Genomic DNA, 23,870 nt, shown 5'->3' on the forward strand with positions numbered 1-23,870 from the left:
ATCCTCAAAAAATACGAGGCCGGTATTTTACCTGCTTACGGCCTTTACCATACGCGGCACATTTTGGCCGGTTCCTTGACCATGGCCTGTCCCGGCTTGCAGGAGAAGGCTTTGGTGAATTCCGGCATATTCACCATCAATCCGTTCACGCGGTACTTACCCGGCGAGTGAGGATTGGTCAGCGCATTCACGCGCGCGTTCTCGGGACGGTCGTTTTCGCAAGCCCACTGAGCATAGCCGACAAAGAAACGCTGCTCCGGCGACAGATCATCGCGCGCCTGCTGCGGCACGCTGGCGATTTCGGATTTCCACGCCATCCACGCCAGAACCAGGCCGCCGAGATCGGCCACGTCCTCGCCCAGCGTGAGCTTGCTGTTGATCTTGATGTCGTCGATGATGGTGTACTGCGCATACTGGTCGACGATGCACTGTGCGCGGTCCATGAATGCCTTGCCATCCTTCTTGCTCCACCAGTCCTTCAGGTTGCCCTGGGCATCGAACTGGCGGCCCTCATCGTCGAAGCCGTGGGTCAGTTCGTGTCCGATGGTTCCGCCCGTGTTGCCATAATTGGGCGCCGGGTCCATCTTTGCGTCGTACAGCGGCGGCTGCAGCACGCCCGCAGGGAAATTAATGTCGTTCATCTGCGGGTTGTAATAGGCGTTCACTGTCGGGGGTGTCATTGCCCATTCGCTGCGGTCGAGCGGCTTGCCGATCTTGGCCAGCTGGCGTTTCGTCTCGAAGGCCACGCCGCGGGTCACATTGCCGGCGAAGTCCGTGCGCGAGACGTTGTAGCTGCTGTAGTCGCGCCATTTGTCCGGATAGCCGATCTTGTTGGCGACGGCCGCCAGCTTTTCCTGGGCTTTTTTCTTCGTCGCATCGCTCATCCAGTTCAGCGAGGCTATGTCTTCTTTCATGGCCGCTTCGATCTGGCGCGTCAGGTGCTGCGTCTGTTCCTTCAGCTCGGGGCTGAAGGCGCGGCTGACGAATTCCTGGCCCAGCGCTTCGCCCAGCTGTGCGTCCACCAGCTTCACGCAGCGCTTCCAGCGCGGCTGCAGCTCCGGCACGCCGCGCAAGGTTTTCTGGTAGAAGCCGAAGTTCTCGTTGACGAAGTCGCTGGAGAGGTAGGGCGACATGGCGCGCGCCACGTTCCAGCGCAGGTAAGTCTTGATCTCGGCCAGGCGCAGGCGCTTCAGCGAGGCGTTCAGCGCGCTGTAGAACAGGGGTTCCGAGACATTGAACACGCGGGTGTCCGGCACGCCGGCGCCGTCCAGGTATTCCTTCCACGCGAAGCCTGGCGTGAGCGCCTGCAGCTCGGCGAGCTTCTTCTTGTGGAACAGCTTATACGGATCGCGCTTGTCCACCTTGGAGAGCGAAGCCTGCGCCAGCACGCGTTCGAAACGCACGATGCTGTCGGCGGCGCGGTCGGCGGCAGCAGGCGAATCGCCGAGCAGCTCGAAGGTCCGGGCGATGTGGGCGCGGTACTTGGCCAGCATGTCGCGTGATTTCTTGTCGTGCTTCAGGTAGTAGTCGCGGTCCGGCAGGCCAAGCTCGCTGGCGTTGGCAAAGGCGATGACCTGGGTGGAGTCGGCGAAGTCCTGGTTGGACTGGAAGTCGAACAGCATGCTGCTGGCGATGTCCGTATGCAGGCGCGCCATCACACGCGGCAAGTCCTTCTTGCTGCGCATGCCGTTGATCAGCTTGAAGTAGTCGGTGAGCGGGAAGGAGCCACGCTGCTCGGCCGCGTTTTCGTCCATGCAGGCGGCGAAGTAATCGCCCGTTTTCTGCTGTGCGGCGTTGCGCTCGGCGCCGCCCTTGGCCAGGTTTTCGAGGATGCCCCACAGGTAGCGCTGGTTGTCGTTGGCCAGCTTGCCGTAGACGCTCCAGATGCTCTGGTCGGACGGGATCGGGTTGTTCTTCATCCAGCCGCCGCAGGCGTACTGGTAGAAGTCTTCGCAGGGATTGGCGCTGCGGTCCATGGCGCTTACGTCCAGGCTGGGCGTGTAGGGCAGGGCGCTCAGGGGAGCGTCCTGGGCATGCACGGCGGCGCTGAGGACGAGCAGGAGGAGGCCAGGTTTGCGCATGGTCGGGTTCCGAGGGGGGCAATGTTGGCAATTCTACACCTGAGAACCCACGTCAAACCCTGGTGGCTGCCACGATGTGGCAGCCACCCCAGCCGGCGCCGCGTAACACCAGCAGCTGGGGTGGGTTTTCAGGCAGGCTTGCGGGTCAGCGCAGGGAGGTCGACGCCGTGGTCGGCATCGTCCGGCTGGTGCGGGCGGGCGGCCATGGCGTCGCCCAGCATCACGAGCACGGGGCCATGGGACATATGCAGGCCATGTGCCAGTGCATCCAGCGTAATGCGCTCGATGCGCTGGTCATGCCGGCTGACATTCTCCAGCACCAGCACCGGCGTTTCGGGCGCGCGGCCCTGGTCCAGCAGGCGCTGCGCGGTGGCGATGGCTTCGCGCCCGCCCATATACTGCACCAGCGTATCGGTGGAAGGAATTGCCGACTTCGTCCGGATGGCCCGGAGCGGTGGAGGACGTGAAGAAGGCCACGCTGCGCGCCACGCCGCGCTTGGTCAGCGGCTGCTTGGCCGCAGCGGCGGCGGCGACAGCCGTGGTAATGCCCGGTACGACTTCGCATTCGATGCCGTGTTCCTCCAGCGCGCGCAATTCCTCGTCCGCACGGCCGAACAGCATCGGATCGCCGCCTTTAAGGCGTACCACCAGCCGATAGCGTGCAGCGCATTCGACCAGTTGCTGGTTGATGAAATCCTGCGCCGCCGAACGCTGGCCGGCGCGCTTGCCGACGCAGATCTTCTCGGCCTGCACGCACAGTTCCAGCATTTCCGGCGTGACCAGGGCGTCGTAGAGAACGACTTCGGCAGCGGCCAGCAGGCGCGCACCGCGCATGGTAATCAGATCCTGGGCTCCGGGCCCTGCACCGATCAGATAGACTTTCCCATACGCTGGCATACCCGCTGGCTCCTCAAGCATCATTCGCCGAGGCGAATCATGCCTGCGGCCACAGTCTGGTGCGTCACCTCATCGATCAGGATGAAGGCGCCGGTCGCGCGGATGTCTGCATAGGCATCGGCGGCCAGCGGCTGCTGCACGGTGAGGGCGATGCGCGCCACATCGTTCAGCTTCAACGCCTCTGCATCGTGACGCTGCTGGGTGTTGATGTCAAGGATGGAGTCGATTTTCGTGACCTTGGCGGCGGTCTGCCTGGTGCCGTGCTTGATCCAGTACTTGCGGCGCTGGTCCAGCGGTTCCTCGGACAGCCAGCACACATCGGCATTCACCTGCTTCAGCAGGGTGGCCGGCTGCTCGCTGGACGACAGGATATCGCCGCGCGACACGTCCACATACTCGTTCAGCACCAGGGTCACGGACTGGCCGGCGGAAGCCGTTGCCAGCGAGCCGTCGAAGGTCACGATGTCCTTCACGGTGGCGGTGTGGCCCGAAGGCTGCACCACCAGCTTGTCGCCGACAGACACGCTGCCCGCCTCGATGCGGCCCATATAGCCGCGGAAGTCATTGGCTTCGTGGCCGTTGTGGCGCGCTACCAGCTGCACCGGGAAGCGGAAGGCCGACTTGTGCGATTCATCGTAGACGGACAGGTTTTCCAGCAGCTCGATCAGGGTCGGGCCCTTGTACCAATCCATCTTCTCGCTGGCTTCCACCACGTTGTCGCCGGTCAGGGCGGACAGCGGAATGGTCGTGACATCCTTGATGCCCAGGGTGTCGGCGAATTCGCGGTAGGCCTTTACGATGCGGTCGTATACGTTCTGGTCGTAATTCACCAGGTCCATCTTGTTCACGGCCACCACCACGTGCTCGATCTGCAGCAGGTGGGCGATGGTGGAGTGGCGTTTGGTCTGGATCAGCAGGTCGACGCCGCCATCCTCGCGCAGCTTTACCTTGGACACGTCGATCAAGATGATCACGGCGTCGGCGGTCGAAGCGCCGGTCACCATATTGCGAGTGTACTGCTCGTGGCCCGGTGTGTCGGCGATGATGAACTTGCGCTTCGGCGTGGCGAAGTAGCGGTAGGCCACGTCGATCGTGATGCCCTGTTCGCGCTCGGCTTCCAGGCCGTCCGTCAGCAGGGGACAGGTCGATGGTATCGCCCACGGTGCGCTTATGCTTGGCGCGCGACACGGCGGCCAGCTGGTCGGCGAAGATGCCCTTGCTGTCGAACAGCAGGCGGCCGATCAGCGTGCTCTTGCCGTCGTCGACGGAGCCGGCGGTAATAAAGCGCAGCAAACTATGCTGGGACAGGTTTTCGTTCAGGGCGTTCATCAGAAATATCCTTGCTTCTTGCGTTTTTCCATCGAGGCTTCGGACGTCTGGTCGTCCATGCGGGTCGCGCCGCGCTCGGTGATCTGGGTGACGGCGGTTTCGGCGATGATCGCATCCACGTCCGCTGCATCGGAAGACACAGGGCAGGTGCAGGAGATATCGCCCACGGTGCGGAAGCGCACCACCTGGGTCTCGATCGTTTCGCCATCGCGCGCCGGGGTCAGGTCGGTCAGCGGCACCAGCAGGCCGTTGCGCGGAATCACCTGGCGCTCGTGCGCGAAGTAGATCGACGGCAGGGCCAGTTTTTCGCGGGCGATGTACTGCCACACATCCAGCTCGGTCCAGTTCGAGATCGGGAACACGCGCATGTTCTCGCCGGGATGGACGCGGGTGTTATACAGGTCCCACAGTTCCGGGCGCTGCGCCTTCGGATCCCACTGGCCGAACTCGTCGCGGAAGGAGAAGATGCGCTCCTTGGCGCGGGCCTTCTCTTCATCGCGGCGCGCGCCGCCGATGCAAGCGTCGAAGCCGTGTTCGGCGATGGTTTCCAGCAGGGTCACAGCCTGCGCGGCGTTGCGCGAATCGGTCTGCGGATTACGCAGGCGCACGGTGCCCTTCCTGATCGAGTCTTCCACCGAACCCACGATCAGGCGCTCGCCCAGTTCGGCGACGCGGCGGTCGCGGAACTCGATCACTTCGGGGAAGTTGTGGCCGGTGTCGATGTGGACCAGCGGGAAGGGGAATTTGCCAGGACGGAAAGCCTTCTCCGCAAGGCGCAGCAGCACCACGGAGTCCTTGCCGCCCGAGAAGAGGAGGGCGGGATTGGAGCACTCGGCTGCCACTTCGCGCATGATGTGGATCGCTTCGGATTCCAGCGCGTCCAGGTGGCGCGAGTTAACTTGTTGTTCTACCAGTGCGTTCATTTAGCTTACCTTCTTGATGCGAATCAGTTTGCCGTCGACCATGTGCAGGCCGCATTCCTTGGAGTCCGGGTTTTCCCACCACCAGCGTCCGGCGCGGACGTCTTCGCCCGGCTGGATGGCGCGGGTGCAGGGTTCGCAGCCGATCGACGGATAGCCCTGGTCGTGCAATTCATTGTAGGGCACCCCGTTGGAACGCAGGTATTCCCACACTTCCTCCTCTGACCAGTCGGCTAGCGGATTGAACTTCACCATGCCGTGCGCGGCGTCGTCTTCCTGCACCGCCAGTTCGGCGCGCGTGGTGGACTGGGCGCGGCGCTGGCCGGTGACCCAGGCTTTCTTGTCCTTCAGCGCGCGGCCCAACGGTTCGACCTTGCGGATGCGGCAGCATTCCTTGCGCATATCGATGCTGTCGTAGAAGGCGTTCAGGCCGTTTTGCGAGACATAGGCTTCCACGGCTTCAGGCTGCGGGCGGAACAGGGCGATGTCATAGCCGTATTGCTCCTTCACGCGATCCACCATGGCCAGCGTTTCCTTGTGCAGGCGGCCCGTCTCCAGCGAGAAGATGCCGATCGGGAGCTGATTCTTCAAGATCAGGTCCGTGATCACCATGTCTTCCGCCGCCAGGCTGGATGCGAAGACGGCAGGCGTGAAGTCGCGGGCGATACGTTCGAGCGTATCGCGCGTCGCCGCGACGCGGTTGGCAAGCTCGCTCATGATCAGATCCCGAAGCCGACGTCCGTGTTTTCCTGCGGACCGCTGCGCAGGTGGCGGCGGAACAGGGGATTACGCACGTCCACCGATGCCTGGTAGGTCTCGCTGAAGACGGTCAGGCCTTTCAGTGCATCTTCGATGCTGCGGTCCGGACGGGTGGCGTAGGCGTCGAAGCCCACGCGGTGCATGGAGAACAGTTGGTCGCGCAGCACGTCGCCAATGGCGCGCAGCTCGCCCTGGTAGCCGAGGCGCATGCGCAGGTTGTAGGCGATCGAGTAGCCGCGGCCATCGGTGAATTTCGGGAAGTCGACGGCGACCAGTGCGAACTTTGGCAATTCCTCCTTCAGGGCGAAAGGATCGTCGTCCGGCGCCAGCCACACGGCGATCTCGGCGCGCGACGCCAGCGCGTCGCGTTGGGCATTCCACACGCTCAGGGGAACGATGACTTTGCCTTCCGGGACCACGGCAGCTGCCGGCTCTTCACCTTCAGCGAGGCGGAATTCAATCCAGTCGTCCGCCACGATTTCGCGGCCTTTAATGATTTGATTAGGCATATTCATCTTCTCCAACCAGGCGGCCCGCATCGGGGATCGGCGTGGCGTATACAAATTCCTTGAACGGTGCGACGCCGAGACGTGCCACGGCTTCCACGAAAGTCTCTTCCGGCGCCAGGCGCTCGCGCAGGTAGACTTTCAGCAGGCGGTCGATCACTTCCGGCATCTGCAGTGCGGAGAAGGACGGGCCAATGATCTTGCCGATGGCGGAGTGGTTGCCCTGGGCGCCGCCGATCGACACCTGATACCATTCGCTGCCGTCCTTATCCACGCCCAGCACGCCGATATTGCCGACGTGGTGGTGGCCGCAGGCGTTGATGCAGCCGGAGATATTCAGCTCGAAGTCGCCGATATCGTGCAGGAAGTCGATGCGGTCGAAACGCTCGGCGATGGCGGCGGCGATCGGGATCGATTTCGCGTTCGCGAGCGAGCAGAAGTCGCCGCCCGGGCAGCAGATGATGTCGGTCAGCAGGCCGATATTCGGCGTTGCCAGGCCCTTGGCCTTGATCTCTTCCCACAGCGTGAACAGCTTCGATTGCTCGACGTCGGCCAGCACGATGTTCTGTTCGTGGGTCACGCGCAGTTCGGCAAAGCTGTAGCGGTCCGCCAGGTCGGCCATGAAGTCCATCTGTTCGGCGGTGGCGTCGCCCGGCGGCACGCCGGTCTTCTTCAGCGACAGTACCACGGCGGCATAACCCGGCACCTTGTGCGGTTTCACATTGCGCTTCAGCCAGTTGGCGAAGGCCTTGTTGTCTTCGTGGCCGGCAGCCGGATTCACGTTCGGCAAGGTAGCGTAGGCGTGCGGCTGGAAGTAGGCGATGATGCGCTCCATCTCTTGCAGCGTCAGCGTCTGTTCAGTGCCTTTCAGGTCTTCCCATTCAACTTCCACCTGGCGCGTGAATTCTTCGGCGCCGATGGCCTTCAGCAGGATCTTGATGCGGGCTTTGTACTTGTTGTCGCGGCGGCCGTGCAGGTTATACACGCGCATGATTGCTTCAACATAGGTCAGCAGGTGCTCGCGCGGCAGGAATTCGCGGATGGTGGTGCCCAGGATCGGGGTACGGCCCATGCCGCCGCCAACCATTACCTTGAAGCCGATTTCGCCGGCTTCGTTCTTCACCACGGTCAGGCCAATGTCGTGCACGGCAATCGCGGCGCGGTCTTCTACTGCGCCATTGATGGCAACCTTGAATTTACGCGGCAGGGCGATGAACTCCGGGTGGAAGGTGGACCACTGGCGCAGCACTTCGGCGTAAGGACGCGGATCGATGATCTCGTCCGCTGCCACGCCCGCGAACTCGTCCGAGGTCACGTTGCGGATGCAGTTGCCCGAAGTCTGGATGGCGTGCATCTCGACGGAGGCCAGGTCGGCCAGGATGTCCGGCGTATCTTCCAGGTTGACCCAGTTGAACTGGATGTTCTGGCGGGTCGTGAAGTGGCCATAGCCGCGGTCGTACTTGCGGGCGATATGGGCGAACATGCGCATCTGTTTGGAGCTGAGCAGGCCGTAAGGCACTGCAATACGCAGCATGTAAGCGTGACGCTGCATATATAAGCCGTTCTGCAAGCGCAGCGGCAGGAATTCTGCTTCGGTCAGCTCATCGTTCAGGCGGCGTTTCACCTGGTCGCGGTACTGTGCGATGCGTTCCCGCACGATGAGATGGTCGTATTGATCGTATTGATACATAGCTTTCCCAGTAAGGCATGGCCCAAAGTAGCTTCAATGGTAATAAACTGGAGCTTTATTCCAAACGACTTAGTCTTTATTTGCTTATATGCAGTTTGGGTATAAGCATCAGCGTAAAATACGGGCTGGGGAAGTCCAACGAGAACGACAATGAATCTTCATCAACTGCGCTTCGTGCGGAAGCCGTACGCCAGAACTACAACCTGACCGACGCCGCCAAGGCGCTTTTCACCTCCCAGCCGGGAGTTTCCAAGGCCATCATCGAACTGGAAGAAGAGCTCGGCGTTGATATTTTCACAAGGCATGGCAAGCGCATCCGGGGCCTGACCGAGCCCGGCAGGCTGGTCCTGCAGTCGGTCGAACTGATCATGCAGGAGATCGACAGCCTGAAACGCATCGGCAAGGAATATGCGGCCCAGGATTCCGGCAGTTTCACCATTGCAACTACGCACACCCAGGCGCGCTACACGCTGCCCAAGGTGGTCCAGGCCTTCATGCAGAAATATCCGAAGGTGCGCCTGTCGTTGTTGCAGGGAAACCCTCGCCAAATCGCCGAAATGGTCCAGCGTGACCAGGCCGACCTGGCCATCGCGACCGAGTCGGTTGCGGGTGTCGACGGCCTGATCACCTTGCCGTGCTACCAGTGGGAGCACGTGGTGGTGGTGCCGCCGGATCATCCGCTGCTGAAATCCAAGCCGGTGACGCTGGAAGAGGTGGCCGGTTATCCGGTGATCACGTATGATGCCGCCTTCGCCGGCCGGTCCAAGATCGACCATGCTTTTTCCCTTCGTGGGCTGAAGCCGGACGTGCTGCTGGAAGCCATCGACGCGGACGTGATCAAGACCTATGTGGAACTGGGCATGGGCATCGGCATCATCGCCGGCATGGCTTTCGACTCCGAACGCGACCGCAACCTGCGCGCCATCCCGGCCGGCCACCTGTTCGGCATGAATGTGTCGCGCGTGGCGGTGAAGCAGGGTGCTTACTTGCGCTCCTATATATATACCTTATTGAGCTGCTCGCGCCGACGCTGAACCGCAAGCTGATCGAGCAGGCCATGAAGGGCGAGCAGGAAAATTACGAATTATCAGTGTTAACGATCTGAAGGCCGCAGAAGCGGAAGATTACGCCCGTCCCGAGCGCCAGAGTGACCTGGCTGAACTGCAAGAACGTGTAGAAGAATTGTTGTTCGGACACAACGTTTTGAATCTTGGCAATGATTACTGGACGCCAATTATTGCCGCAGCAGCCGAATCGGTGGACGCAGGCGACTACACCGCCGTGTTCTCCAACTGGTCGCACATCAAGCGCGAAGATCACGACCGTTACCTGGCCAACCTGCGCCAGCGCGCAGGCAAGGATGCAGTGCTGATCTTGCTGGGTGAGGCTTATGTAGAGGGTTCCAGCACTGTTACAGCCCGAACGGACGCGGCTGGCAACACGTATCAGATCCGCACTGACGCCACCGGCCAGCGTTTCGAGCTGCTCAAGAACTATCCTTCCGATAGTTACCTGAAGAAGAAATTAGCCGCTTTTGGCCGTGAAATCCGGCTAGAAAAGAGCAAATATTACTGGTTAGTGAACTGTCGCTTGAAATAAACACTTTTTACTTTGTCATATTGTTGAAATTTTTGCCCGGCATGATACGCCCCGTCATTAACCAAACAGTAGGACAACAAGTGAAAAAACTGACTCTGGCAGCACTGATCGTTGGCGGCTTTGCCGCGCAAGCACAAGCACAATCGAACGTGACCATCTACGGTATCGTTGACGCAGGTATCGTCGCTGAGCGCGGCGGCGTTAACGGCAGCGTGAACAAGGTCACCAGCGGCGTAGGCTCGGCATCCCGCCTGGGCTTCCGCGGCAACGAAGATCTGGGCGGCGGCAACTCCGCGATCTTCGTGATCGAGTCCGGCGTGAAGATCGACACCGGTGAGCAGGATACCGCCGGCGTGTTCGCACAGCGCCAGGCTTACGTTGGCCTGAAGAGCAAAGACCTGGGTACCGTAACCCTGGGCCGTCAGTACACCATGCTGTACAACGCCGTGTCCCAGGTGATGGACCCGTTCGGCGCCGGCTACGCTGGTTCCGCCAAGAACCTGTTCCCGACCGCCGGCATCCTGACCCGTACCAGCAACGCCGTGGTCTATAACTCCCCATCCTTCGAAGGCTTCGGCGTTGATGCTGAGTACGCCCTGGGCGAGCAGGCTGGCGACAACACCGCTGGCCGCCAGTTCGGCTTCGGTCTGAACTACTCCAACGGCCCGCTGAACGCGCGCCTGGTGTACAACAACAAGAACAACGACGTTGCTGCTGTTGGCACCACCCCGGCCGTGGACAAGGAAGACGCAAAGAACACCCTGCTGGCTGTCAACTATGACTTCGGCGTGGCCAAGGCATTCTTCGGCTACGAAAAAGACAAGGGCGCCGGCTCCGCTCCGATCCCGGTCGCTAACGCCTACGGCCTGAAAGTGGCTCCGAAGTCGTCCGCTGACTCCGCTGTATGGCTGATCGGCGCTTCCGTACCAGTCGGCACGGGCAACATTGTTGCTTCCTACATCCACAAGGATGACAAGCAAAACGACCAGAATGCCAACCAGTACGCCCTGGGCTACCTGCACAGCCTGTCCAAGCGCACCACCGCATACGTGGCGTTCGCGAAGATCAAGAACAAGAACGGCGCTGGCTACACCGTCGGCAACAACACCGAAGCCGGTTCTGGCGACAAGGCATTCAATCTGGGCGTGAAGCACACGTTCTGATTTAGCTGCACCGCGGACCGCAAGGTCCGCAACTCTCGAGGTGATTCATGATCTTTTGGCGGGCTTCGTGCCCGCCTTTTTTTTTAAACCCACGGCAAAAGCAAGTGTTAGGTGCGAGCCCCCAGTGGGGGCTCGCACGTCGTGGCTGACACTAGGGTTACGCCTTGGGTTTTTAATGCGGCAGGGGAAGGCGTATTGCCACTTGCGTGCCGCCCGAGCCGTGCATACCCCCGCCAATCTCAATCGTCCCGCTTAGGGCGGCCACGCGCTCGCGCATGCCGAGCAGGCCGAATGAAGCGGGTTTCTCCAGGTCCCCCGGTCCGATGCCGCGTCCATCATCCTGGATGGCGATGCGCAGCTCTCCGTTCGCCCGTGCCAAACGCAGCGATACCTGGCTGGCCCTGGCGTGCCGCGCGATATTGGTCAGTGATTCCTGCACCAGGCGGTAGACGGCAGTGCTGTAGCGGTCGTCCAGCTCCAGCTGGTCTTCGCAAGCCAGCAGGTGGCAGGGGATGCCATTGCGGTGTTCGAAGTCCGACCGCAGTGACTGCAGGGCGAAATACAGCCCGCCTTCGTCCAGCGCGCGCGGACGCAGGTCGGCGGCAATGCGGCGCAAGGACGTAATGGCGGACATGAGCAGTTCATCCATGCTGACCAGCAGTTCCGGAGAGGGCTTTTGCTGCATCAGGTGCAGGTCGAGGCGCAGCGCGGCCAGCAGCTGGCCGAGATCATCATGCAACTCACGCGCGATATAAGCGCGCTCTTCTTCACGTATGCTTTCCAGCGCAGTATCGGTGGCGCGACGGCCGGTACCGCGGTTGCGCTGAGGGCGAGCGTCCATTTGCCAGACCGCGCCGAGGGCGAACATGGTGGCGGCAGCGAGCAGTAGGCGGGAAGTACGCATGAAGGACTCCATGCGGCACAGTGTGGCCGCACCCTTCACAGTACTACAGCCCGCTGCAGGCGGGCTTGCGAAACATCACATTTGTTTAAATAAATGTAGAAAACTGCGACTGACTTCCAGTTTGTCCGGTCTGCCCTTGATCATGACCAGATGCCGGCCACGAATATCGCGCGTTACTCCCTCAATCGCATTCACGTTGACGAGGGTGGCGCGGTGGATTTGCCAGAACAGGGATGGATCGAGCTCGTCGGCCAGGTCGCGCACCGGTTTGCGGATCAGGGCTTCGAACTTGTCGGTCTGCACGCAGGTGTATTTTTCATCCGAACGGAAGAAAAGGATTTCCTCGACCGGAATCATGCGCAGGTCCTGGCCGATACTGGCCTGGATCCATTGCAGGTATTTTGGCTTCGGTTGCGCGATCTTTTCGGTCAATTGCGAGAGGATGGACGCAATATTGGCGTTCGCGTCGGCGCTCACAGCAGGTTTGTCCAGTCGGCTCTTCAGACGTTCGACCGTGATCTTCAGGCGCTCGGGCTCGGGTGGCTTCAGCACATAGTCCACGGCGCCGCGTTCAAACGCTTCAACTGCGTAAGCGTCATAGGCAGTCACGAACACCACCTGGCTCTTGTTGCCGATTTCGGCAGCGGCCTCCATGCCGGTCTTGCCGGGCATGCGGATGTCGAGAAAAGTGAAATCGGGATTCAGCTCATCGACCAGGTCGATGGCTTCGTCACCGTTCTTGGCTTCGCCGACGATGTCCAGTTCGGGCCACACCTGGTTCAGGCGCATGCGCAGTTGGTCGCGCATCAAACGTTCGTCGTCAGCAATGATTGCAGTTGGCATAGTCTCTCAAGTGTTGAAAAACAGGTATTAATTATTCAATGATTTGGCGTCCGGCGCAATCGCTATTGCTTGGCCAGCTGGTAGGGTACTTCAATGATGGCGATGACGCCGGTGGGGAAGTTGGGCTCGATGTTGAGGGATGCCTGGTCGCCGTGCAGCAGCTTCAGGCGCTCGCGGATATTGCTCAGTCCCAGGCCGGTGCCGGTGCTGGGCTTGGCGCCGAAGCCCAGGCCATCGTCGGTGACGGTCACGCGCAGCTTGCTGTGCGCAACGTCCGCGCGGACCCTCAGGGTGCCGCCTTCAGGCTTGCCTTCCAGGCCGTGCTTGATTGCGTTTTCCACCGTCGACTGCAGCATCATCGGCGGGAAACAGGCGGTGCGCAGGCCGTCCGGGATGTCGAAATCAATGGTCAGCCGTTCTTCCATGCGCATTTTCAGCAGGGCGAGATAGGCGGCGACCATGTCCGCCTCCTGGCCGAGGTTGGACATCAGCGACGATTCGCGCATTTGCGGCAGCACAGCGCGCAGGTATTTGATCAGGCTGCGCTGCATGGCGGAGGCGCGCGGCGGGTCGGTCTCGATCAGGTGCTCGACGGAGGCGAGGGTGTTGAACAGGAAGTGCGGTTCCACCTGGGCCTGCATCATCTGCATTTTCGCTTCGCTCAGCTGGCGCTGCATGGATTCGCGCTCGGCGGCGGCGGTTGCCGTCTGTGCTTCCGCTTCAGCTCGCTTTTTGCCGCCAACCAGGGCCTTGGTGCCGAACAGGGCCAGCAGCAACAGGGTCACGAAGCTGGTGAACCAGGTCGAGGCCTGCTTGTGATAGCGGGAGACTTTTTCCTCTGCGGCACTGTCGACCGCCTGTTCCAGCGCGTTGGACAGTTCCTCGCCGATCTGTGGCGGCAACTCAATATGGACTTCTTCGCCTGGCATCGGCGCAGCGGGCGGCAGCGGCGGCTTGATGCCCTTGGCTCCTTTCGGTGCCGGCGGCGCCGGCGGGGCGGGTGCAGCGGGCGCGGCTGGCGTTGCCGGAGTTGCCGGCTCGGCTGGCTCAGCGTGCGGGGCGGGTTCGGTGGCAGCCGTATCGTCGCTCGTGTCGACAGAGGCATCGGCGGAGGCGTCCGCGCCGTCTTTCGGTTGTTCCTTCTTGATCTTTCCGGCGCGCGGGTTGAAGTGAATGCCGCTGTCGTCGATGGTGATGTTGGTATCCGAGCCGCCGTGCGGCCGCTTATGCGAGCGCATGACGATGTCGTCTTCCTGGCGTGGCGAGAACAGCTCTTCCTGCAGGATGGAGGCAGCGATCAGCGAAAGGGCGGCGAACAGAAAGAACTTCCACCACGAGAGCTGGCTGACCCAGTTCGCGGTGACGTCGAATCCACGATGCAGCCAGGAGAGGACAGTCTTCGCGGTATCTTGCACTTTAGGCTGAGGGAACATTCAGTACTTTCATCTTAGATATGCAGCAAGTGTAGATAACCTTGCGCAAACCTGTCTATGGGAGTGCGACAGGATGCAGAAAACGGGGAATGGAAAACCCACGGCGTGAACCAGGTGTCAGGCACATCGTGCCTGACACCCGTTTTTGGCCTTGGGTTCTAAAAAGCCCTTGCGACCCTTCGAGTGCTTTGTTATAGTTCTGTCCCTCGCAACGCAACGCAGCAAACAGCGCGAAACGAAGCGAGGAAAACGAGGGGTTGACGAGTTGCACGCTGTACCGCATAATCTCGCTTCTCTGCTGCTGACAAACACAACGATTTGTCGCTAAACGCAGCGATCTTTAAAAATCAACAGTCGATAAGTGTGGGCGTTTGACGATGTGCAACGTGCCGAATGGCGCGATGCTCAAATTATTAGTTTCAAACGCTCGCACAAAATAAACGTAAATCTCTTTATCGAGATTTCGTCAGTATTTTGAGTGAGTGACCCGCTAGAAATAGCGAAAACAGAGATTGAACTGAAGAGTTTGATCCTGGCTCAGATTGAACGCTGGCGGCATGCTTTACACATGCAAGTCGAACGGCAGCGCGGGCTTCGGCCTGGCGGCGAGTGGCGAACGGGTGAGTAATATATCGGAACGTACCCAAGAGTGGGGGATAACGTAGCGAAAGTTACGCTAATACCGCATACGATCTACGGATGAAAGCAGGGGACCGCAAGGCCTTGTGCTCCTGGAGCGGCCGATATCTGATTAGCTAGTTGGTGAGGTAAAGGCTCACCAAGGCAACGATCAGTAGCTGGTCTGAGAGGACGACCAGCCACACTGGAACTGAGACACGGTCCAGACTCCTACGGGAGGCAGCAGTGGGGAATTTTGGACAATGGGGGCAACCCTGATCCAGCAATGCCGCGTGAGTGAAGAAGGCCTTCGGGTTGTAAAGCTCTTTTGTCAGGGAAGAAAAGGGAATGGCTAATATCCGTTCCTGCTGACGGTACCTGAAGAATAAGCACCGGCTAACTACGTGCCAGCAGCCGCGGTAATACGTAGGGTGCAAGCGTTAATCGGAATTACTGGGCGTAAAGCGTGCGCAGGCGGTTTCGTAAGTCTGTCGTGAAATCCCCGGGCTTAACCTGGGAATGGCGATGGAGACTGCGAGGCTAGAGTTTGGCAGAGGGGGGTCAGAATTCCACGTGTAGCAGTGAAATGCGTAGAGATGTGGAGGAACACCGATGGCGAAGGCAGCCCCCTGGGTCAAAACTGACGCTCATGCACGAAAGCGTGGGGAGCAAACAGGATTAGATACCCTGGTAGTCCACGCCCTAAACGATGTCTACTAGTTGTTGGGTCTTAATTGACTTAGTAACGCAGCTAACGCGTGAAGTAGACCGCCTGGGGAGTACGGTCGCAAGATTAAAACTCAAAGGAATTGACGGGGACCCGCACAAGCGGTGGATGATGTGGATTAATTCGATGCAACGCGAAAAACCTTACCTACCCTTGACATGGCAGGAATCCCGGAGAGATCTGGGAGTGCTCGAAAGAGAACCTGCACACAGGTGCTGCATGGCTGTCGTCAGCTCGTGTCGTGAGATGTTGGGTTAAGTCCCGCAACGAGCGCAACCCTTGTCATTAGTTGCTACGCAAGAGCACTCTAATGAGACTGCCGGTGACAAACCGGAGGAAGGTGGGGATGACGTCAAGTCCTCATGGCCCTTATGGGTAGGGCTTCACACGTCATACAATGGTACATACAGAGGGCCGCCAACCCGCGAGGGGGAGCTAATCCCAGAAAGTGTATCGTAGTCCGGATTGTAGTCTGCAACTCGACTACATGAAGTTGGAATCGCTAGTAATCGCGGATCAGCATGTCGCGGTGAATACGTTCCCGGGTCTTGTACACACCGCCCGTCACACCATGGGAGCGGGTTTTACCAGAAGTAGGTAGCTTAACCGCAAGGAGGGCGCTTACCACGGTAGGATTCGTGACTGGGGTGAAGTCGTAACAAGGTAGCCGTATCGGAAGGTGCGGCTGGATCACCTCCTTTCTAGAGTCTGCACGGACTCAAACGTCCACACTTATCGGCTGTTAGATCAAAAGAAACGAGCGCGGGTCTGTAGCTCAGCTGGTTAGAGCACCGTGTTGATAACGCGGGGGTCGTTGGTTCGAGCCCAACCAGACCCACCAAGTATCGTGTTGTACCACGGGGGATTAGCTCAGCTGGGAGAGCACCTGCTTTGCAAGCAGGGGGTCGTCGGTTCGATCCCGTCATCCTCCACCACTGCCTTTACGTAAGCCACGCAGGTTTAGGTAAGAGTAGTACTCGTTCTTTAACAATCTGGAAGAAGTAAAGTTTTATTAAGCGTGAATCGAGAGATTCACACTTAGGGTAGTGTTCCGAAAGGAACGCATACAAAAACTCATCAAACACAGTAGTAAGTGCTTAGAACTATAGCCGTCAAGGTTATAGGGACAAGTGACTAAGTGCACATGGCGGATGCCTTGGCGATTACAGGCGATGAAGGACGTAGAAGTCTGCGATAAGCTTCGGGGAGCTGACAAACAAGCTTTGATCCGAAGATTTCCGAATGGGGAAACCCGGCCTTATAGGTCATCGTATTCTGAATACATAGGAATACGAAGCGAACGCGGCGAACTGAAACATCTAAGTAGCTGCAGGAAAAGAAATCAACCGAGATTCCCAAAGTAGTGGCGAGCGAAATGGGAAGAGCCTGTACGTGATAGTCGTTTGGATAGTGGAAGCCACTGGAAATTGGCGCCATAGCGGGTGATAGCCCCGTACACGAAATTCAAGCGGTGGTACTAAGCGTACGACAAGTAGGGCGGGACACGAGAAATCCTGTCTGAAGATGGGGGGACCATCCTCCAAGGCTAAATACTCGTAATCGACCGATAGTGAACCAGTACCGTGAGGGAAAGGCGAAAAGAACCCCGGGAGGGGAGTGAAATAGATCCTGAAACCGTGTGCATACAAACAGTCGGAGCCTCGCAAGGGGTGACGGCGTACCTTTTGTATAATGGGTCAGCGACTTACATTCAGTGGCGAGGTTAACCAGATAGGGGAGCCGTAGAGAAATCGAGTCCGAACAGGGCGCCAGTCGCTGGGTGTAGACCCGAAACCAAGTGATCTATCCATGGCCAGGTTGAAGGTGCGGTAACACGCACTGGAGGACCGAACCCACTAATGTTGAAAAATTAGGGGATGAGCTGTGGATAGGGGTGAAAGGCTAAACAAACTTGGAAATAGCTGGTTCTCTCCGAAAACTATTTAGGTAGTGCCTCAAGTATCACCACCGGGGGTAGAGCACTGTTATGGCTAGGGGGTCATCGCGACTTACCAAACCATTGCAAACTCCGAATACCGGTGAGTGCGAGCTTGGGAGACAGACGTCGGGTGCTAACGTCCGGCGTCAAGAGGGAAACAACCCAGACCGCCAGCTAAGGTCCCAAAGATTGGCTAAGTGGAAAACGAAGTGGGAAGGCTAAAACAGTCAGGATGTTGGCTTAGAAGCAGCCATCATTTAAAGAAAGCGTAATAGCTCACTGATCGAGTCGTCCTGCGCGGAAGATGTAACGGGGCTAAGCCAGTCACCGAAGCTGCGGATATCCGCAAGGATATGGTAGGAGAGCGTTCTGTAAGCCTGCGAAGGTGGCTTGTAAAGGCTGCTGGAGGTATCAGAAGTGCGAATGCTGACATGAGTAGCGATAATGCGGGTGAAAAGCCCGCACGCCGTAAGCCCAAGGTTTCCTGTTCAACGTTCATCGGAGCAGGGTGAGTCGGCCCCTAAGGCGAGGCAGAGATGCGTAGCTGATGGGAAGCAGGTTAATATTCCTGCACCGTCGTATGATGCGATGGGGGGACGGATCGCGGAAGGTTGTCTAGCTGTTGGAATAGCTAGTTTCTGGTTCATAGGAGGTACTTAGGCAAATCCGGGTACGTAATCCAAGGGACTGGGACGAGCGCTCTTGTAGCGCGAAGCAATCGGAAGTGGTTCCAAGAAAAGCCTCTAAGCTTCAGTCATACGAGACCGTACCGCAAACCGACACAGGTGGGCGAGATGAGTATTCTAAGGCGCTTGAGAGAACTCGGGAGAAGGAACTCGGCAAATTGGTACCGTAACTTCGGGAAAAGGTACGCCCCGGTAGCTTGACCACTTTACTGTGGAAGGGCGAAAGGGTTGCAATAAACTGGTGGCTGCGACTGTTTAATAAAAACACAGCACTCTGCAAACACGAAAGTGGACGTATAGGGTGTGACGCCTGCCCGGTGCTGGAAGATTAAATGATGGGGTGCAAGCTCTTGATTGAAGTCCCAGTAAACGGCGGCCGTAACTATAACGGTCCTAAGGTAGCGAAATTCCTTGTCGGGTAAGTTCCGACCTGCACGAATGGCGTAACGATGGCCACACTGTCTCCTCCCGAGACTCAGCGAAGTTGAAGTGTTTGTGATGATGCAATCTACCCGCGGCTAGACGGAAAGACCCCATGAACCTTTACTGTAGCTTTGCATTGGACTTTGAACCAATCTGTGTAGGATAGGTGGGAGGCTTTGAAGCGGGGACGCCAGTTCTCGTGGAGCCAACCTTGAAATACCACCCTGGTTTGTTTGAGGTTCTAACCTTGGTCCGTAATCCGGATCGGGGACAGTGCATGGTAGGCAGTTTGACTGGGGCGGTCTCCTCCTAAAGTGTAACGGAGGAGTTCGAAGGTACGCTAGGTACGGTCGGACATCGTGCTAATAGTGCAATGGCATAAGCGTGCTTAACTGCGAGACCGACAAGTCGAGCAGGTACGAAAGTAGGACATAGTGATCCGGTGGTTCTGTATGGAAGGGCCATCGCTCAACGGATAAAAGGTACTCTGGGGATAACAGGCTGATTCCTCCCAAGAGTTCATATCGACGGGGGAGTTTGGCACCTCGATGTCGGCTCATCACATCCTGGGGCTGTAGCCGGTCCCAAGGGTATGGCTGTTCGCCATTTAAAGTGGTACGTGAGCTGGGTTTAAAACGTCGTGAGACAGTTTGGTCCCTATCTGCCGTGGGCGTTGGAAATTTGAAGGGGGCTGCTCCTAGTACGAGAGGACCGGAGTGGACGAACCTCTGGTGTACCGGTTGTCACGCCAGTGGCATTGCCGGGTAGCTAAGTTCGGAAGAGATAACCGCTGAAAGCATCTAAGCGGGAAACTTGCCTTAAGATGAGATTTCCCGGAGCCTTGAGCTCCTTGAAGGGTCGTTCGAGACCAGGACGTTGATAGGTCAGGTGTGGAAGTGCAGTAATGCATTAAGCTAACTGATACTAATTGCCCGTACGGCTTGTCCCTATAACCTTGCCGGTTATACGCACTTACCGTGTTTGAGATACCCAACTTACTTCTTCCAGATTCAGTGTGACGCCGCAGTGCGCGGCGACATGCGTACAAGTTATGCCTGATGACCATAGCAAGTCGGTCCCACCCCTTCCCATCCCGAACAGGACCGTGAAACGACTTTGCGCCGATGATAGTGCTGCAACCAGTGTGAAAGTAGGTTATCGTCAGGCTAGTTATTAGAAAAGCCCGCCAGGGCTTTCCGAGATGGGGTCTCGGAAAGCGCTCGGCGGGCTTTTTGCATTCTCAGAACCCACGGCGTGAACCTGGTGTCTGCCACATCGTGGCAGACACCTGCTTTTGTGCCGTGGGTTTTGGTTTATATTGCTGGCATGACTGCGCTCAGCCATGCCTATCGTTACGCGTTCGCGTCCGCGCTCTCGGACGAGGCCCGCCCGCGCCTGATGCTGGCGACGTCGAACGCCGACGAGCAGCCTCACTTCTTCGAGGGCCAACTGCGCCAGCCGCGGCTTGCGTCCGAGCTGCTGACCGCCGTCCACCTGATCGTCGGATCCCGCTTCTTCGTGCCTGCGAACTCCCTGGCCAAGGTGCTGCGCCTGGCCGATCCGGTCGTGACCTGCGGCGAAGGGCAACTTAGATTCGAAGGATTTTCCGGCTGCTGCAGCGCCTACATCCGTGCCGACTTCCTTCGCGATGCCTACGATGGCCAAGTCGTGCGTAAGGGGACTACCAACGTCGACTTCAACGCACCCATGCGCGCCGCCCTGGCGCGATTGCGTGATGCCGACGGACTGGATTTATCTGTCGGCGCCGACGCGGTGACACTGCGCTCGGCCAGGGATCAGGTGACTGAAACGAAGGTCGAGCTGCCGCTGCGCTGGCTGCGCGGCATGCTGGAGGTGCAGTCCTACCAGGCCGGTATGCGTCTGCGGCACACGATGAACGGCGTGGAAGCCTTGCGCTTCCTGCGCTCCTTGCCGCGCAACGCGAATGGACGGGAGCCATTGTGGATCGTACCGTCTCCCTCCGGCCTGCGCACCACCGCGCGCCGCTCCGATGATGGCGTGCGCATGACGGACAGCTCCCGCCTGCGTGTACTGGAAGTGTTGGCGCCGAAGGCGAAATCAGTCTCCCTTTATGCCGACGATGCCCAGCAATCCAGCGCGTGGCTGCTGGATTTCGGCGCGATGCGATTGACACTGGCGCTGAGCGCCGAGACCTGGCGCGGCTTCTCGGGCGAAGGCCAGGCATTGCGCGCGCTGCTGCGTGCTTCCGCGTCGCCGGCCCTGTCATCGGTACGCGCGCAATTGAACTGGCAGGATGCCCTGGACCCTGGTGCGATCTCGTGTGATCTCGGCCTGCAGCCGGGCGACGTAAGGGATGCGCTACATGTGCTGGGCGCGACAGGCCTGGTGGGGTTCGACGTGGCAGAGGGCCGCTACTTCCACCGCGTGCTTCCTTTTGATCTGAGTCTCGTGGAAGACCTGAATCCGCGGCTCGCTTCCGCGCGGGAACTGCTGGAGCAGGGCGCTGTCAGCATCATTCGCGAACAGCCGCTGGAAGCGACGGTTGCCAGCGGCGGCACCGTGCATCGTGTGCGCGCAGTTGATGATCTGTTGCACTGCACCTGTCCGTGGTTTGGCAAGCATCAGGGCGCCCGCGGTCCCTGCAAACATGTGCTGGCCGCGGAGGCGTTCCGATGAGCTTTGTTCCGAAGAATGCGCTGGAAACGCTGATCCATGCGGGCGACGGCGAGGGCGTGCTGAATGCGCTGGAGCGGATGGATGTGCAGGAGCGCGAAGCATTGACAGAGCGCCTGTCAACCGTGGCTGACTTGATGAAGTATTGGTGGTACGACCGCGAAGCCGTGCATGCCAGCTGGGGCATGCGCACAACGGACGGCCAGCGCGATGCTGTAGCAGTGGCGATGGTGGTATGCGGCACAGCGCACGACGCCGCGAAATACCGGTTGCCTGCGCGGCGCCTGGTCGAGGTGGCACGCCGCTTCATGCCGCGCAGCCTGGACGGCCTGGCGAAGGAGTCCGCGTTTGCGAATATCGCCGCGTCGCTTGCGCTGGCCCGTGAAGGCTTGTCGGAATTCACGATGGACGAAGAAGCGGTATTGCGGCTGATCGCTTTGCCGCGCATGGTGCGCAGCCTGCGCGAGTATCTCGTGCTGCATGCTGAAGAGCTGAAGCCTGTGCTGCCGTTGCTGTTCGAGGTGCAGGGCACGGGCGAGGACAACCTGTCTGCAATTGATAAATACAGCGGCGGTGAGGAAAGGACGTGGGCGTGGAACCTGCTGCGGCTTTGCGACGATGGTGTGCTCGATCGCGCCTCATTGCTGGCGTCATGCCTCGACACGCTGGAGCAGGACTGGCCACAGTTCCGCGCCGGCTGGTTTTCGCGCTTCCACGACATGCTGGCGCCGACGGTGGACGAGATGGACGTTCACAGCCAGCGCTACCTTGGCCTGCTGCACAGCCGGATTCCGCCCACCGTAACGCTGGCCCTGAAAGCCGTCGGCAAGCTGGCGCCCAGGCTTGAGGCGCGGGACGTGATGGATGGACTGCTGCCGGTGATGCTTTCCGCCGTCAAGGCGCAGATTACCGGCGCCTTGAAGCTGCTCGATGCGCTGGTCAAGCGCGATGGCAGGTTGCGGCACGAGGCGGCGCACATCGCATTGAGCGGCTTGCAGCATCCGGAGCCGGAAGTACAAATGGCGATCGTCACGCGCCTTGCGCAGTGGGGGCTGGACGCGCCGGCACGCGATGCGGCTGCGGACATGCTGCCTTTCGTGGCCGCCAGCGTGCGTCCGCAATTCGAACAGCTGTTGGGCGACACGCAGCCTGCGGACGGGCCGGTATGGCGCGACATTGCGCTGCCGCCGCGCGCCGAACCCGCGACTCCAGTCGATCCCGCACGCGCGCTGGCGGCGCCGGCCACGCTGGACGACCTCATTGCCATTTGTGCGCGCTTGCTGGAAGACGAGTCGGATCTCGACTTGCTGGAAATTGCCATCGGCGCACTGGCAGCTGCGGCGCCATTCGCACCGGATGCAGCGGCGCGGTTCGCACCCTTGCTGAAAAGGGCGCGCAAACTGAAGCACGACCGCTGGGAATACAAGGGCGCCGTGTCGTATGAGTTCGCGCGGCTGTTGCTGGCTCTTGTGACCGGGGAGCAGCGAGAAAGCCCATGGGAAGGCAAGGGCGCGGCCGGCGTTCTGGCGGAGCGCATTGACGATGTGATAGCCGGTGCCGGCAGCGTACCGTTGGACACGGCAACCCATCGCGGCGGTTTCATTGATGCGGTCACGCTGGTGCAGCGGGCCGCAGTGCTGGGGCCAGCCGTTGCGGAGCTGCCGCTGCGTGCGCAAGTGCGGGCGCTGCTGCGTCTTGCGCCGGGGCAGGGCGGGAGCGTGCTGGCGACCGCCGAAGCGCTGCCGGCCACGCCGTTCTCCCGGGCGCTGTGCTATGCGCTGGGCGGCGACTGGCCGCAGCAGCCGGTGGAAGCCTTATGCCTGGCGGCGGCGCGTATACGCTATCCGCACGATGACGATCCGATCGCCCTGACGATGTTTGGCGCCGGCGTGCCGGATGGTGCGATGGCAGCGGTGCCGCATCTGCGCAGCGAATTCGTCCAGTCCCAATATAGCGACTATTACCGCGCGAAACGCGAGGTGGTGCCGCCGCCGGTACCTGTGACCAGCGAGCTGCTGGCGCCATTCCGCTATCAGGACTTCTGGCAGGGCTCCCACTCGCTGGTCATGTTCGGCGCCTCGCTGTTCCCATCCAGCCAGGAAGCCATGTATGCGGAGGCATTGCCGGACGTGGCGATGAATGTGCAGTATGCGGAGGCGCGCTGGCATCATGCTGCCTATTTCCGCCTGCTGGGCGAGCCGGTCACAAAAATGACGTCCGCCGCTACGCTGTTGCTGGCTCTGGGCCTGATGGAAAAAGAGCCCCGGCCGCCAGGCGCTGGCGGTGGATGCTTTCGTCTGCGGCAGCCTGGGAGGCCGGCTGGAGGCGGAGGAGCTGGGGCGCGCACTGCTGCAGCTCAATCCCGCCTTCTTTTTCAGTGGACGGCTGGCAGCGAGCCTGGCGTCGGCGGCGAACGCAGATCTCGCAATGGCTTCCGTGGTGCTGAGCGTGCTGGGTATACTGTGCCGTGCGCCGGTGCGCGATATGGCAAAGCTGCTGCAGTTGATGCAGGAACTGATGTTGCAGCACCGCCTGCGGCCCGACGGTCGAGCGATAGAGGCGCTGCAGGCGCTGGAATTGACAGGAAAAGGGAAGGTGATCAGGGACGCCATGCTTAATGTGTTGACATCGTAAAATCGCCGATGCTATAGTCAGCATAGAAAATGGTAACGTTTCCAAAACGTGCCGGAAAATCAAG

General features: G+C 59.7%; 12 protein-coding genes, 2 tRNA genes, 3 rRNA genes and 3 pseudogenes. 10 read left to right on the forward strand and 10 right to left on the reverse strand.

Features of this window, described 5'->3' with window-relative positions; genetic code table 11:
* Positions 1-44: 44 nt before the first annotated feature.
* From ACHMW6_RS09050 to ACHMW6_RS09080, 7 genes and pseudogenes are all read right to left on the reverse strand, one after another.
* The gene (locus tag ACHMW6_RS09050) at positions 45-2,081 is read right to left on the reverse strand and encodes a M13 family metallopeptidase (RefSeq protein ID WP_395406797.1); all 2,037 of its coding nucleotides are present in this window, start codon (positions 2,079-2,081) and stop codon (positions 45-47) included.
* A 128-nt stretch (positions 2,082-2,209) separates the two neighbouring features.
* Positions 2,210-2,978 (reverse strand): annotated as a pseudogene (gene cobA, locus ACHMW6_RS09055) (uroporphyrinogen-III C-methyltransferase).
* A 20-nt stretch (positions 2,979-2,998) separates the two neighbouring features.
* A pseudogene (locus tag ACHMW6_RS09060) lies at positions 2,999-4,307 on the reverse strand (sulfate adenylyltransferase subunit 1).
* Positions 4,307-5,230 (reverse strand): sulfate adenylyltransferase subunit CysD, encoded by a 924-nt coding sequence (cysD, locus tag ACHMW6_RS09065; RefSeq protein ID WP_395406798.1) that lies wholly within the window; start codon positions 5,228-5,230, stop codon positions 4,307-4,309. Before cysD ends, ACHMW6_RS09060 begins: the two are co-directional and overlap by 1 nt.
* Positions 5,231-5,944 (reverse strand): phosphoadenylyl-sulfate reductase, encoded by a 714-nt coding sequence (locus tag ACHMW6_RS09070; RefSeq protein WP_395406799.1) that lies wholly within the window; start codon positions 5,942-5,944, stop codon positions 5,231-5,233.
* Positions 5,945-5,946: 2 nt separating this feature from the next.
* Entirely contained in the window at positions 5,947-6,495 is a 549-nt protein-coding gene (locus ACHMW6_RS09075; RefSeq protein WP_395406800.1) for a DUF934 domain-containing protein, read from the reverse strand.
* Entirely contained in the window at positions 6,488-8,182 is a 1,695-nt protein-coding gene (locus ACHMW6_RS09080; protein ID WP_395406801.1) for a nitrite/sulfite reductase, read from the reverse strand. The genes ACHMW6_RS09075 and ACHMW6_RS09080 overlap by 8 nt, the downstream gene beginning before the upstream one ends.
* A gap of 150 nt (positions 8,183-8,332) precedes the next feature.
* On the opposite strand from ACHMW6_RS09080, the pseudogene ACHMW6_RS09085 reads away from it, so the two are divergent.
* The 3 genes and pseudogenes from ACHMW6_RS09085 to ACHMW6_RS09095 all read left to right on the forward strand — a co-directional run bounded on the left by ACHMW6_RS09085 (position 8,333) and on the right by ACHMW6_RS09095 (position 10,944).
* A pseudogene (locus ACHMW6_RS09085) lies at positions 8,333-9,287 on the forward strand (CysB family HTH-type transcriptional regulator).
* An 80-nt stretch (positions 9,288-9,367) separates the two neighbouring features.
* A complete protein-coding gene (locus ACHMW6_RS09090; protein ID WP_395406802.1) occupies positions 9,368-9,781 on the forward strand; it encodes a hypothetical protein in 414 nt (137 codons plus the stop codon).
* 80 nt (positions 9,782-9,861) lie between these two features.
* Positions 9,862-10,944, forward strand: coding sequence for a porin (locus tag ACHMW6_RS09095; RefSeq protein WP_395406803.1), 1,083 nt, complete (start codon positions 9,862-9,864; stop codon positions 10,942-10,944).
* Positions 10,945-11,116: 172 nt separating this feature from the next.
* Here the strand turns inward: ACHMW6_RS09095 and ACHMW6_RS09100 are convergent, their stop codons facing one another.
* From ACHMW6_RS09100 to ACHMW6_RS09110, 3 genes are all read right to left on the reverse strand, one after another.
* On the reverse strand, positions 11,117-11,848 hold the full coding sequence (locus ACHMW6_RS09100; protein WP_395406804.1) for a sensor histidine kinase: 732 nt from the start codon (positions 11,846-11,848) through the stop codon (positions 11,117-11,119).
* A 75-nt stretch (positions 11,849-11,923) separates the two neighbouring features.
* Entirely contained in the window at positions 11,924-12,691 is a 768-nt protein-coding gene (locus tag ACHMW6_RS09105) for a LytR/AlgR family response regulator transcription factor (RefSeq protein WP_395406805.1), read from the reverse strand.
* A 62-nt stretch (positions 12,692-12,753) separates the two neighbouring features.
* Complete coding sequence (locus tag ACHMW6_RS09110) at positions 12,754-14,124, reverse strand: sensor histidine kinase (protein WP_395406806.1); 1,371 nt, start codon at positions 14,122-14,124, stop codon at positions 12,754-12,756.
* 514 nt (positions 14,125-14,638) lie between these two features.
* Here ACHMW6_RS09110 and ACHMW6_RS09115 point away from each other — a divergent pair.
* From ACHMW6_RS09115 to ACHMW6_RS09145, 7 genes are all read left to right on the forward strand, one after another.
* Positions 14,639-16,170 (forward strand): 16S ribosomal RNA (locus ACHMW6_RS09115).
* A 63-nt stretch (positions 16,171-16,233) separates the two neighbouring features.
* Positions 16,234-16,310: transfer RNA gene (locus tag ACHMW6_RS09120), tRNA-Ile, on the forward strand.
* Positions 16,311-16,328: 18 nt separating this feature from the next.
* Positions 16,329-16,404, forward strand: a tRNA-Ala gene (locus tag ACHMW6_RS09125).
* A gap of 189 nt (positions 16,405-16,593) precedes the next feature.
* Positions 16,594-19,466: ribosomal RNA gene (locus ACHMW6_RS09130) — 23S ribosomal RNA — on the forward strand.
* A gap of 105 nt (positions 19,467-19,571) precedes the next feature.
* Positions 19,572-19,684 (forward strand): 5S ribosomal RNA (gene rrf, locus ACHMW6_RS09135).
* The 16S, 23S and 5S rRNA genes sit together here with 2 tRNA genes alongside, the layout of an rRNA operon.
* Before the next feature lie 87 nt (positions 19,685-19,771).
* Positions 19,772-21,175, forward strand: a complete 1,404-nt coding sequence (locus tag ACHMW6_RS09140) for an SWIM zinc finger family protein (protein WP_395406807.1) — start codon at positions 19,772-19,774, stop codon at positions 21,173-21,175.
* Positions 21,172-23,790 (forward strand): DUF6493 family protein, encoded by a 2,619-nt coding sequence (locus ACHMW6_RS09145; RefSeq protein ID WP_395406808.1) that lies wholly within the window; start codon positions 21,172-21,174, stop codon positions 23,788-23,790. Before ACHMW6_RS09140 ends, ACHMW6_RS09145 begins: the two co-directional genes overlap by 4 nt.
* Positions 23,791-23,870 lie beyond the last annotated feature (80 nt).

The organism is Pseudoduganella sp. UC29_106 (assembly GCF_044055365.1).
Classification (GTDB): Bacteria; Pseudomonadota; Gammaproteobacteria; order Burkholderiales; family Burkholderiaceae_D; genus Rugamonas.

What these genes read in the sequence shown, in the direction of transcription:
- ACHMW6_RS09100 (WP_395406804.1), bottom strand. Translation starts at nt 11,848, where the DNA reads ATGCGTACTTCCCGCCTACTGCTCGCTGCCGCCACCATGTTCGCCCTC.
- ACHMW6_RS09080 (WP_395406801.1), bottom strand. Translation starts at nt 8,182, where the DNA reads ATGTATCAATACGATCAATACGACCATCTCATCGTGCGGGAACGCATC.
- ACHMW6_RS09110 (WP_395406806.1), bottom strand. Translation starts at nt 14,124, where the DNA reads ATGTTCCCTCAGCCTAAAGTGCAAGATACCGCGAAGACTGTCCTCTCC.
- ACHMW6_RS09075 (WP_395406800.1), bottom strand. Translation starts at nt 6,495, where the DNA reads ATGCCTAATCAAATCATTAAAGGCCGCGAAATCGTGGCGGACGACTGG.
- ACHMW6_RS09050 (WP_395406797.1), bottom strand. Translation starts at nt 2,081, where the DNA reads ATGCGCAAACCTGGCCTCCTCCTGCTCGTCCTCAGCGCCGCCGTGCAT.
- ACHMW6_RS09070 (WP_395406799.1), bottom strand. Translation starts at nt 5,944, where the DNA reads ATGAGCGAGCTTGCCAACCGCGTCGCGGCGACGCGCGATACGCTCGAA.
- ACHMW6_RS09145 (WP_395406808.1), top strand. Translation starts at nt 21,172, where the DNA reads ATGAGCTTTGTTCCGAAGAATGCGCTGGAAACGCTGATCCATGCGGGC.
- ACHMW6_RS09105 (WP_395406805.1), bottom strand. Translation starts at nt 12,691, where the DNA reads ATGCCAACTGCAATCATTGCTGACGACGAACGTTTGATGCGCGACCAA.
- cysD (WP_395406798.1), bottom strand. Translation starts at nt 5,230, where the DNA reads ATGAACGCACTGGTAGAACAACAAGTTAACTCGCGCCACCTGGACGCG.